Origin of the sequence: Lactobacillus nasalidis (genome assembly GCF_016587775.1) — a bacterium.
Lineage (GTDB): Bacteria > Bacillota > Bacilli > Lactobacillales > Lactobacillaceae > Lactobacillus > Lactobacillus nasalidis.
On the sequence record NZ_BOCG01000064.1, the window covers coordinates 1 to 11587 of the forward strand.

Genomic DNA, 11587 nt, shown 5'->3' on the forward strand with positions numbered 1-11587 from the left:
CTGGTGGTGACAGCAGCCAGGCAACTCTGTTTTCCCTGGGCATCAGTCCCTGGATGTCGGCCATGATTATCATCGGGATGCTGGCCCAGTTGCGGCTGCCGCTGATGTCGAAGATGACCGAGCGCAAGATGGACATTGGCCAGAAGACCTTGACCTTCTTTTTGGCGGTGATTCAAGCTTCGGTGATGCTGCAGGAATTTCAGCTGACAGACAACAGCTTTGGAGCCCGGTTGGGCGCGGGCCTGTTTTTGCTGACCGGCTGCTTTTTGCTGATCTGGCTGAGCGTTGAAAACGACAAAAACGGCCTGGGCGGGATCAGCCTGATTTTGATGGCCAACATGTTTTTTACTTTGATGAAAAATTTTGTCAGCGGCCTGATTCCGGGCCTGGGGGCGACAGAGGCAAATATCGTCCGGGCTTTTAGCCTGCTGGCGATTCTGTTTTTGGGAACGATGACGGTGATTCTGACCAATGCCGAGCGCCGGGTTCCCGTAACCAAGCTTTTGATTAGTGCGGAATTCGGGTCTGAGTCTTATTTGCCGATCAGACTGCTGCCGGCAGGTTCAATGCCGGCCATGTTCGCCACGACCATGTTTGTCTTGCCCAAATATCTGCTGCAGTTTCTGTTCAACCTGTCAGCCTGGACGCCTTTCAAGCAGCTGGCAGCTGCTTTTGACTTTTCCCGCCTAAGCGGATTGGTAATCTACTGCCTGATTTTGGTCGGCCTGACCTACGGCTTTTCTTATATTTCAATCGACCCGCTCCAGCAGGCCGATGACATGCAGCAGTCCGGAGACTACATTCCGGGTTTTCACCCTGGCAAGGAAACGGAAAAATACCTGCGGCATTTGATCAACGTTTATTCATTTGTGAGTTCGATTTACTTTGTGCTTTTTGTCGGTCTGCCAATGGGCTTGACACTGATCAGCAGCCGCCTGTCCAGTCTGGTGATGCTGCCGAACTACGTCATTATCCTGGCCGGCTTTGGCGCCGGCATTGCCGAGCAAATCGAGGTCCTGCAGATCCGGTCCCAATACCAGGGCCTGCTTTAGCAGAAAGGAGGAAATAGGATGTATTACTTTGTGCCATCCTGGTACCGGCGCAACCGCACCTGGCTCAGTTACGGCCAGATCTGGTTTTTGAACAGCGGGCTAATTCATTTCGACTTTGACGACAGCATCAACCAGATCAGAATGTTCAAAGACGAAGGCCAGCCGGTCAGAATCCTGACCCTGGGCTATTTGCCAAGCATTGGCAATTTCCTTTTCCGCCACAACATTCTGGACGCGGAAAGCGACAATATTTTTGACATGATGCAGGGCATTCCTGCTGACCAGGTCGTCAGAAACGTCAATTATCTCGACTTCAACTGGCCGAAGGACTGCAGCTTCGTCTACAACTCCTTCAATATTCTGGTTTACCGGGAAGACGAACTGTATGCCCGGATCCGGATGGGGATCACGGGCAACCTGATTCAGATTGAATTCGTCAGAGAAGGCTACAAATACCGGACCATGTTCTTTGACTGGCGGGGCTTTTTGTCGAGCATCCTCAACTATGACAGTGAGGGCCGGTTTGAAAGCCGAGTCTTTTTGAACCCGGAAGGCGAAGAAGTCTTCCTCAACAACCGGGACGACTCAGTCACCATCTTTTCGGCCGCCCAGGACCGCTTCAAGCAGAGCCACTACGATTCGATCACGGACATGATCAGCGAGTATCTGGACAAGTACTTCGAGCAAAATCTCCATCCGGACGATTCCTTTATCATCGCGGCCAGCCGCCGGCACGACCAGTTTTTGCTGGAAAAGCTGCGGGGCTACAAGACGGCGATTTCCTACTACGGGCACCGGACCAACTTCGATGACCCGCACGTCTTTGAAACTGCCCGCATGGCCAGCATGGTGATTGCCGACTCGGACTACACGGTCAATTTGATGAAGAAAAATGGCGTCAAGCACGTCGTGCAGCTGCCGCCGCTGGATACGGACCTGACCATGGGGGAAAGCGACCGCGAGCGGCTTTTGAAGGTCATGTTCATGATCGGCGGTTTGTCTGAGGAGATCATCAAGCTGGCGCTCAAGCAGCTTTTTGACGTGATGGAGGACAACCGGCTGGTGGAAATCAACTTTGCTGATTATGCCGGCTTTGACCAGTTTGGGATTTTGGACCGCTTGATCAAAGATGAAATGGCCAGCCGCGAGTGCAAGTACCGCTATTACTTTTTAAGAGCCAACCAGTCTCTGCCAAAAGAACTTTTGTCTGAGGACGACGATGAGGAAAATCAAGTCCGCCGGATCAATTACGTCACGATTCATTCAGATACCGACCTGATCAAGATCCTCAAGCCCATGCGCTTGATCGTCGACTTGTCGGCCCGGCCGGAAATTTTCCTGCAGGTGGTCGGCATCAGTACCGGGATCCCGCAGATCAATTTGGTTGAATCCGACTATGTCGATGACGGGAAAAACGGCCTTAGGATCGGGAACATCTCGGACTTGGGCGGAGCCCTGCGCTATTACCTGGACGGGCTGAGCAACTGGAACCGGGCAAAGATGTATTCGGTGAACAAGATCAACAGCTATACGGCTGCCAAAATAGTTAAGGAACTGGCGGACGCGGTAGGAGGTAAGTGAGTGGACTATTTTTTGCTTTACGGCGTGAAAGAATATCTGCCGCCGGTGCCGGAAGCGGATAATGCTAAGTGGTTTAGGGCCGGCTTCGGTGAAGTGGCTGACCTGGTAGAAGAACTGCGGGCGGACAAGAAGCTGTCTTTCCGCGGCTTCCAAGGGGCCTGGCTGATCGACCTGCCACAAGACGAGGACTGTCCGGCCCTGGCCAAAAACCTGGATGCCTACACTATCGTGGCAGATGATGACTTGCAAGAAGAAGAGCGATCAGAAGCCGTAGAATTCTTCTTCAAATCCAAGCAGGTCCGCTTCGTGCACTTTGCCAGCAACAACCAGGCCTTTGACTGGATTGCCAGCCGCCTGTTTGGCGGGCAGACCGGGAGCAAACTGGATGTTTCCAGCCTGGAAGTCAATCCTCTCTTTAAAGGCAGAGTAGAGTTCAACGGCTTAAAAAACGTCCGCTTGAGCGGCAACTTCGGGGATGCCTTCTGGCCGGTAGTCAACTGGCGGTGGGGGATGTACTGCGACAAGGACCGGACCCTGGAGCTCTGGCCTCAGTTCATCAAGGATGCCAGCGTGGACATTCGCCTGGCCATTTACGAAAATAATCCCGGGATCGCGGACAATGTCCGCCGCCGGGTTTTGTTTACGGAAGACGAGATGAAAAAGTGGCTGCTCTTTGAGGGGACTAATCCGGGTTCCATCTTGAACGTGAGCCTGGAAGCCCGCGGCGAAGGTAACCTGACGATCGGGGATTTGCACTACCGCTGGTCAAGACGCGGCCTGGGCTCCTTTATTGCCGGCGGCGAGGACTTGATCGACAGCAACCGGGATCTGCTGATCACCTACTTTAACCCAGGCGACCTCAAGCCGCCTTTGAACATCTACTTTTCAGGCTACCGAACGGCGGAAGGCTTTGAAGGCTTTTACATGATGAGGTCGATGAAGGCTCCTTTCATGCTCATTGGGGACCCGCGCCTGGAAGGGGGGCAGTTTTACCTGGGCAGCCAGGAACTGCAGGACAAACTGCTGGCCCGGATTCAAGAGAAAATGGACTGGCTGGGCTTTGACCGCCACCAGGTGACCATGTCTGGCCTGTCAATGGGGACTTTCGGCGCCCTCTACTACGGGGCAAAACTGCGGCCTGGGGCCATTGTCGTCGGCAAGCCCCTGGCCAGCCTGGGCCATATGGCGCAGATGGAGCGGGACAACCGCTACGGCATCTTCCCGACGGCTTTGGACGTTTTGAACGTCTCCTCGCCGGAAACAAACTGGCGGGCCGGCTTTGACGACCGGGCCGAAGCCTTGGATGACCAGTTCTGGTCAACTTTTGACAAGGCGGACTTCTCCCAGACGATCCTGGCCGTGGCCTATATGGAAGACGATGACTATGACCCGACCGCCTACCGGGACATTCTCCGCAGCTTCAGCCGGCGCAAGCAGGACAGCAAGATCATTGCCAAGGGCTTTCCCGGCCATCACAACGACGCGACCGGGCCCCTGGTCAAATGGTTCAGGACGCAGTACACAGCAATTATGAAAGATGAATTCGGGCGATAAAAGATGCAGAGCATTTATTGGAATGAAAATTGCAGTCCCTTCTGGCGGGGGATTTCCGGGAAGGACCAGCAGAAATACCGGAGCGGCTTTGCCTATACCGGCAGCACTGTCCAGGCGACGGGACATGCCTACATGTACGGCTCGAAAATCATCCGGCGCTCCCGTGACGACATTTTCTTTTATAATGGCGGCCTGCCAGCCGGGTCCGTCATTTACAAGTGGGACATGGTCTACAGCTACGGGGCGGCTCACGCGATCCCGTCTTTGCCGCTCTTGATCAACGGCCGCAGCTACATCTTCCGGGTTTTGGCTGAGGCCGACCAGGAGAGTGGCTTTTACCTGCGGCTGATCGCCTTTGACCGTGAGGACCACATGGTCAAGCTGCAGATCATTCATGGCCAGGAGGGGATTTTTGAATTCCCCCATGAGGCCAGCTATTATACGGTTGAATTGGTTGGCGCCGGCTGCCACCAATTGGTCTTTCACCGGATTGACGTGGAAGAGCTGACGCCGGACACCGATCCTGAGAAAATCGACTGGGACCGGCTGCATGAAGAAAACGAGCACCGGCGGCGCTTGGCGGCCCAAGTAGTCGACCGGTACCTGCGCAGAGAGGAGTGAGAGCCATGGCCGCGATTGGGAGTCCTTTTTCAGCGGATTACTGGGATTTGCGCAGAATCCGCCAGATCCTGAAGAAAGTCAACAAGCTGAAAGAGCAGATGCGGGCGCTGACGGATGACCAGCTCAAGGGCAAGACCAGCGAATTTAAAAAGCGCCTGGCCCAGGGAGAAAGCCTGGACAACCTCCTGCCGGAAGCATACGCGGTCGCCCGCGAGGCTGACATGCGGGTTTTGGGCATGTTCCCGCACGACAGCCAGGTCATGGGGGCCATCGGGCTCAACCTTGGCAATATCGTTGAAATGAAGACCGGGGAAGGCAAGACCTTGGTTGCCACCATGCCCCTGTACTTGAACGCCTTGAGCGGCAAAGGGGCAATTTTGGTCACCACCAACGAATACCTGGCCAGCCGGGACGGGGAAGAAATGTCCCAGGTATACCGCTGGCTGGGGCTGACTTATGCCACTGGCTTCAGCCCGGAAGGCGAGAAGCTGAAGGTTGAGCAGAAGCGGAAGATCTACAATTCCGACATCGTTTATTCGACCAGCGGTGCCTTGGGCTTTGACTACCTCTTGGACAACATGGCCCAGGAAAAAGCTGAAAAGTACATGCGGCCTTTTAACTACTGCATTGTCGACGAAGCTGACTCAGTTTTGCTGGACATGGCCATCACGCCCCTGGTCATTGCCGGCCTGCCCAAGGTCAAGTCCAACTACATCGGGGTGGCCGACGAATTCATCTACTTTTTGGATGAGGACGACTACGAATTCAACGAAGAGCACAACAATGTCTGGCTGACTGAGAGCGGGGTCAAAAAGGCCGAGAACTTCTTCAGCCTGCCGAATCTTTTTGACGGCCAGCACACCGAGCTGGTCCGCTGCCTGAACCTGGCCTTAAAGGCCCACTGCCTCTTTGAGCGGGAGGAATCATACGTGGTTTCCCCGGGCGGGGAGATCGAACTTTTGGACAAGGAAAACGGGCGGATCCTGGAAGGGATGAAGCTGCAGGCCGGCCAGCACCAGGCCATCGAAATGAAGGAGCAGCTGCCGTTGTCTGAAGACCAGCAGGCCATGGCCTCAATCACCTACCAGAGCCTCTTTCGGATGTTTGACAAATTATCCGGGATGACGGGGACAGGTTATTCGGCCCGGGATGAATTTTTCAAGATCTATGGAACCAAGGTGGTCCGGATTCCGACCAACCGGCCGGTCATCCGCAAGGACCTGCCTGACCGGATCTACCCGGACCTGCCAAGCAAGCTTTTGGCCTCTTTGGAAGAGGTCAAACGCCTGCATGCTTTGGGGCGGCCGGTTTTGATCATTACCGAGTCGATCGCGGTTTCGGAAATCTATTCGGAACTGCTTTTAAGAGAGCAGATTCCCCACAATGTCCTCAATGCCAAAAACGCGGCCAAGGAAGCCACCATCGTCAAAGAAGGCGGCCAGGTCGGGGCAGTGACGGTGGCCACCACCATGGCTGGCCGGGGCACTGACATCAAGCTAGGGCCCGGGGTGGCAGAATTGGGCGGCTTAGCGGTTTTAGGCGTGGCCAAGATGAGCAGCCGGCGGATCGACGACCAGCTGCGCGGCCGGGCCGGCCGGCAGGGGGACCCGGGGAGCAGCGAATTTTTCGTTTCCCTGGAAGACGACGTCGTCATCAAGTATGGCCCCATCTGGCTGGACCGCTACCGGCAGAAGTACCACGAGGAAGACTTGAACATGACCCAGGTTCACGAGCTGAAAAACTGGCGGATCCGGGAGGCCCTTAATTCTGCCCAGGTCAGAAGCGACGAAAGAGACTACGACATCCGCAAGCAGCAGCTGTCAATGGGGGCCAGCGACGAGATCCAGCGCGAGCAGGTTTACAAAACAAGAGACCAGATCATTTTTTCAGACGGGGTCAATTACGACCTGCAGGGCTGGCTGAAGGCGCTCTTCACTGGCTTCGTGAAGGAGCACCCGAACCTGGACAAACGGACGATCCGCCGCTTTATCCTGGACAACCTGTCTTACGGCTTTGACGACGACATGGACCAGCTGGACGTTTCCAACCCAGGGCAAGTGATTGACTACTTGATGAACTTGTCCCAGGCTGAATTAAAGCGCAAGGAGCAGTACTTTGACGATGAGGCTGAGAAGAAGCGCTTTTACAGCATCGCGGCCCTCAAGGCCATTGACGTCTGCTGGATCAAGCAGGTCGACAATCTGCAGCAGCTGCGGCAGATGGTGGCCATGCGGACGTCGGCGCAAAGAGACCCAATGAACGAATACCACCATGCCGCCTTGAGCTCATACAAGAAGATGTGCCGGGAAATCAAGCGCTTGACGATTCGCAATGTTTTGATGAGCAGCATCACGGTAGATAAATACGGAAAAAAGGATGTTTACTATGTCTGATTTTGACAAGCAGGAAAGCAAAAAGCCGACTGACGAAGAGAAGGACTTACTGACGGCGCGCATGAACAGCCAGCTCAAGGGGGCCCGCAACCACTTCGTCAAGCCGCAAAGACCAAAGCAGAATACTTACCGGATTTTCGGCCTGGTCATCACGGCCGCGATTATCATTAGTATTTTGATGGAGATTTTTAGAATGATGTAAGGTGACCAGCATGACAGTTTACAGCATCAACAAGGGAATCGGCTGGGCATCCAGCGGGGTTGAATACGCCCAGGCTTACCGGGGGGAAGTCTTCCGTAAGCTGAACCAAAAGGCAAAGTTCATTTTTACCGACTGGATCGGCTATGAAAACATCGCGCACATGACGCGCAACTTGGGCTTTAAAGACCGGGAAATCATCTGGCTGTACACCTTTTTCACGGATTTTAAGGTCAAAGCCTGCAGCTTCACCTTGGAAGAATTGGAAGAAAAATTGCCGCCGATTCTGGAGCGCAAGCCGATGGGCAAGGCAGTGCGGTACATTTTCGCCAATGGTTTCTGGGCTACGGCTTATTTGAAAAATCTCGGCTCTGAAATTGTCGAGCGGGTCGAATACGTGTCCGGGGCCAACTTGGTCAGAAAGGACTATTACAGCTACGGCCGCTACTGCAGTGAGTTTTACGCCCCTGAAAACAACCGGGCCAAGCTCTACCAGCGCCGCTTTTACAATGAAGACGGAACGACGGCTTACGACGAGATCATTGATGATGACCAGGAGCATTTATTTAAGTTCAAAGACGAGATCCTGTATTCAAAGCATGAATTGCTGGTCAAGATGCTGCGGGAACTGAATTTTTCCAAAAAAGACATCATTCTGATTGACCGGGCTGAAGACCAGGGGCAGGAAATCCTGGAAAACAAGGGCAAGGCCCGGGTGGGCACGATCGTGCACGCCGACCACTTTAGTGAAGCCGAGACCAACGACGACACGATTCTCTGGAACAATTACTATGAGTATGAGTTCGAGCACGCCGACCAGATCGACTTTTACGTGACGGCGACTGACCTGCAAAAAGAATTGATGGAAGAGCAGTTCTTGAAATATAAGGGCAAAAAGCCGCGGATCTACGCAATCCCGGTGGGCAGCCTGCCGGTCTTAAAGCAACCGGAATTCTCCAGCCGCCGGCCTTACAGCCTGGTGACAGCCTCCCGACTGGCCAGTGAAAAGCACCTTGACTGGGCCATCCGGGCGGCGGCCAAGGCCCACAAGGTCCTGCCGGAACTGACTCTGGACATCTACGGCTCTGGCGGGGAGCGGGCGATGCTGGAGGACGTGATCAAGGAAGTCGGCGCTGAAGGCTATATCCATTTGAAGGGCCACCAGCAGATGGCCGACATCTACCAGCACTACCAGGCCTATTTGTCCTGCTCGACCAGTGAAGGCTTTGGCTTGACTTTGATGGAAGCGGTCGGGTCGGGCCTGGCTATGGTGGGCTTTGACGTCCGCTACGGCAATCCGACCTTCATCGCCAATGAAGAAAACGGCCTGCTTTTGCCATACGACCGCCTGGCCACGGTGAATGAGCACGTTAACGAAATGTCACGGGCCATCGTCAAGCTGTTTAATGCTGATTTGGCCAGCTGGTCAGCCAAGTCTTATGAAATTGCCGCCAAATACAAGGACAAGCGGGTCGCGAAATTGTGGAAAAAGGCCATAGAAAGTGAGCTGCATCGTGATTAATCTTTTCTTTGAATACGGACAAAAGAGCCAGGACCTGGCCCGGTCACTCAAGCTGTCCGGCTTTGACCACCCTAGCGTGGTGATCCAGGACGACGGCTTTTTGCCGGCAGACGTGGAATCGCCGCTGAAGTATTTTTTGGGCCTGGCTGGATCGGTCTTTCAGGGCCGGCCGCGCTATTTTAATGAAATTGACCTGCCAAAACTTTGGGAAATCAAGGCCAACGCCCAGGGCGGGGAAGTCCTGGACCATGGCCAGCGCCGGGCTTCGATCATCTATTGGCAAGACAACCGCCGCCGGCAGGTCAGCCGGGTTGAATGGCAGGATTTGTCCGGCCGGGTTCGCTTGATCGACCACTACAACCAGTGGGGCTGGAAGTACGCGGTGACCAGCTGCGACAGTCGGGGTCGGCAGGCCATGACCAGCTATTTTGCCAGCAACGGTCAAGAAGTACTGATTCAGAACCATTTTACCGGTGACTTTACCTATAATCTGCCAGACGGCGGGATCCGCAATTTTACCGATATCAACCAGCTGACGGCCTATTATCTGGAGGAATCCGGCTTCAAGCTGGACGGCGTAGTCTTTAATTCACTGGGGCACTGCTTGTTTACCTTGATCCAGCTGAAGCACAAACCGGAGCACAATTTGCTTTTTTGGCAGGAAATCAGCCAAAACGGGGTGCCGGACAATATGCTTTACTTGCTGGAAGGCAACCTGCCAGACGGCCGGGTGATTGTGCAGGACCGGGCTGAGTACGAAAGGATTACCGGCCAGCTTGACCGGCTGAAAGCAGCCCGGGTCAGCTACCTGGGCATGGTCTATCCATTCCGCCGGGAAAATCACGCCCGCAAGCGGGCCCTGATCATGACCAATTCCGACCAGATCGAGTGCTTGAAGCAGCTGGTTGAGGGCTTGCCAGAGTGGCACTTTGATATCGCAGCGGTGACGGAAATGTCAGGCCGGCTGATGAACTTTGGCCACTACGAGAACGTCGCCTTGTACCCGGTTGCCCGGACAGCCGATATTGACCGTCTGCTGAAAGAAGACGACCTGTATCTAGATGTCAATTATGCCAATGAAATTCTGCAGGCTGGCCGGCAGGCGTTTGAAAACCGCCTCTTGATTCTGGCCTTCCGTGACACTTTGCACGCTCCTGAATACGTCAGTGAGGAGAATATTTTCGCGGCCAGAGACGCGGCAGGGATGATCGCGGCCATCAAGCAGCTGGCTGATCCGGCTGAATACGCCCGGCTGCTGGGAGAACAGGAGGTGCATGCTGGCTCGGAGAGTCCAGAGCATTTTCGGAAGCTTCTGCAAGCCGGCCTAATAAAATAAAGCTTAAGTCCGCCGTGACAGGTGGACTTTTTGCATGGCTGGAAAAAGTCTGAATTAATAGGCATCTAGCAAACATCTTTTGCAAAAAGCGCTTGCTGTCGTGTTATAATTAAAAAATAAAGACCTATTTTTAAGCATCTGTTCAGTCAACATGGATTTGCCAGCACAACAGCTGGCAAAACAGGACCTGTTAAGCCCGCTGATTGCTATAAGATAGAGCAAAAAACAAGAGTTTCAGTCATAAGAAAACAGACATAGTTATTGCATATGCTGAAACGGAATTATAAGTAATTTGGTTATAAAACTGCAAGCATTGGGAGTGGATGAAAATGTCGAAATCCAAGAAGAAAAAGAAGAAGGTCGAATTCTCCGCAGCTGCAAAGGCAGCCATCAAGAAGGAAGAAAAGAACAACAAGCGTAAATTAAACAAGGAAAACGCGGTTAACTCCAACACCCGCGCGGCTTTGAAGGGAATAACCGCTCTTGGTGCCTTTGCCGGTGGTACGGCAGCGGCCAATGCTTTGATCGACAACAAGGCCTTTGGGATCACTTCTCAGGTTGAGGCGGCAGTGGACGCAACCAAGGATACCGCCAGCTTGAACTCTGTTGAAGTCAGCTCTAATCAGAACAATACTGCTGCTTCAGAGTCAGACAATCTGAGCGAAAGTCAAAGCCAGTCACAAACTCAGTCATATGAAGAATCTGGTACTGCCAGCGAAGCACAGACCGAGTCACAGACTGAGGCTCAGACCGAAGCACAGACCGAGTCACAGACTGAGGCTCAGACCGAATCGCAAACTGAGTCCAAGACTGAAGCACAAACTGAATCACAGACGACTGAAGACAGCCAGGAACAAAGCACTAGCGAAAGCAAATCTAAGTCAGTCAGCCAAAGCGAGTCTGCATCCAAGTCTGAATCAGTCAGTCAAAGTGACTCTGCATCCAAGTCTGAGTCAGTCAGCCAAAGCGGGTCTGTTTCCAAGTCTGAAGCGGCTGACCAAAGCGAGTCTAAGTCTGAGGAAGCTGCTCAAAGTGAGTCTAAGTCTGAGACCGTAAGCGAATCCGCAGGCAGTGAAGCAGACAGTACTGAGCAAAGTGAGAATTCACAAGCTGCCGCCAAGGTAGCTCTTTTTGAGGCGGATTCAGAAGGCAGCGAAGCCGGCTCAAGCAGCACGCAGGACAGCGAGGCCGACAGCACGATGGCTTCCCAGTCCAAGTCTGTCTACGAGAGTCAGCAAAGCGCCTCAGCAGAACAGTCCAAGTCTGTCAGCCTGTCAGCAGCAGCCAGTGAATCAGCTGCCGCCAGTTTGTCAGCTTCAGCCAGTGCAT

Annotated in this window: 8 protein-coding genes and 1 pseudogene; all 9 read left to right on the forward strand. The window is 53.8% G+C overall.

All coding sequences use genetic code 11. The features are described from left to right. Positions 1–1052: hypothetical protein (locus tag lacNas_RS00630; RefSeq protein ID WP_201346496.1), on the forward strand; the 1052-nt coding region annotated here is incomplete at its 5' end. Positions 1053–1070: 18 nt separating this feature from the next. Further along, the gene (gene asp1 / locus lacNas_RS00635; protein ID WP_201331636.1) at positions 1071–2633 is read left to right on the forward strand and encodes an accessory Sec system protein Asp1; all 1563 of its coding nucleotides are present in this window, start codon (positions 1071–1073) and stop codon (positions 2631–2633) included. Then, the gene (asp2, locus tag lacNas_RS00640; protein WP_201331635.1) at positions 2634–4187 is read left to right on the forward strand and encodes an accessory Sec system protein Asp2; all 1554 of its coding nucleotides are present in this window, start codon (positions 2634–2636) and stop codon (positions 4185–4187) included. Between the two features lie 3 nt (positions 4188–4190). Continuing rightward, positions 4191–4808 (forward strand): accessory Sec system protein Asp3, encoded by a 618-nt coding sequence (gene asp3 / locus lacNas_RS00645; RefSeq protein ID WP_201331634.1) that lies wholly within the window; start codon positions 4191–4193, stop codon positions 4806–4808. A gap of 5 nt (positions 4809–4813) precedes the next feature. After that, positions 4814–7201 (forward strand): accessory Sec system translocase SecA2, encoded by a 2388-nt coding sequence (gene secA2, locus lacNas_RS00650; RefSeq protein ID WP_201336033.1) that lies wholly within the window; start codon positions 4814–4816, stop codon positions 7199–7201. Then, entirely contained in the window at positions 7194–7403 is a 210-nt protein-coding gene (locus lacNas_RS00655; protein ID WP_201330970.1) for a hypothetical protein, read from the forward strand. The genes secA2 and lacNas_RS00655 overlap by 8 nt, the downstream gene beginning before the upstream one ends. A 10-nt stretch (positions 7404–7413) precedes the next feature. Further along, the gene (gtfA, locus tag lacNas_RS00660; RefSeq protein WP_201330971.1) at positions 7414–8922 is read left to right on the forward strand and encodes an accessory Sec system glycosyltransferase GtfA; all 1509 of its coding nucleotides are present in this window, start codon (positions 7414–7416) and stop codon (positions 8920–8922) included. Next, entirely contained in the window at positions 8915–10258 is a 1344-nt protein-coding gene (gtfB, locus tag lacNas_RS00665) for an accessory Sec system glycosylation chaperone GtfB (protein WP_201330972.1), read from the forward strand. The genes gtfA and gtfB overlap by 8 nt, the downstream gene beginning before the upstream one ends. 329 nt (positions 10259–10587) lie before the next feature. Then, positions 10588–11587: pseudogene (locus tag lacNas_RS00670) on the forward strand (hypothetical protein); the annotation flags it as partial.

What these genes read in the sequence shown, in the direction of transcription:
- asp1 (WP_201331636.1), top strand. Translation starts at nt 1,071, where the DNA reads ATGTATTACTTTGTGCCATCCTGGTACCGGCGCAACCGCACCTGGCTC.
- asp3 (WP_201331634.1), top strand. Translation starts at nt 4,191, where the DNA reads ATGCAGAGCATTTATTGGAATGAAAATTGCAGTCCCTTCTGGCGGGGG.
- secA2 (WP_201336033.1), top strand. Translation starts at nt 4,814, where the DNA reads ATGGCCGCGATTGGGAGTCCTTTTTCAGCGGATTACTGGGATTTGCGC.
- lacNas_RS00655 (WP_201330970.1), top strand. Translation starts at nt 7,194, where the DNA reads ATGTCTGATTTTGACAAGCAGGAAAGCAAAAAGCCGACTGACGAAGAG.
- gtfA (WP_201330971.1), top strand. Translation starts at nt 7,414, where the DNA reads ATGACAGTTTACAGCATCAACAAGGGAATCGGCTGGGCATCCAGCGGG.